Source organism: Dellaglioa sp. CoH-57-MRSF-21 (assembly GCF_056781915.1).
This window is the reverse complement of the sequence record NZ_JBXAXU010000040.1, coordinates 1-298: the sequence shown is the minus strand read 5'-3', so window position 1 is coordinate 298 and position 298 is coordinate 1. Positions and strand designations below refer to the sequence as shown.

The 298-nt window shown below is 52.3% G+C and carries 1 protein-coding gene; it reads left to right on the top strand.

Annotated elements, in window-relative coordinates; all coding sequences use genetic code 11:
* Positions 1-298 (top strand): hypothetical protein (locus tag AC1RPQ_RS07795; RefSeq protein WP_481762231.1); only part of this gene is annotated, 298 nt, incomplete at both ends.

Below are 298 nucleotides of genomic sequence, written 5' to 3'. Positions count from 1 at the left end.
GCCACAAACCAGTTCGACGTGTACATATACGTGGATGGTGTTCAAGTCGGTTCAAAGTTCACCTACCAGTTTACACAAACGACTGATACTACGGGGCTGTTCCTTATAGGATTCCAACGCTCTGGATGCTTTACCGCAATTGACGATATCTACGTGACGCTCGAAGATGGCACCGGCCTAAGCGGTAACCTAGGTCAGATTAACATCGTGGCGCAGCGCCCTACAGCAGACGTGCAAGCGCAATGGGTCCCCACGGGTGGTACGGGCACTAATGCAAGCGCCGTGAATCAATCTGCAC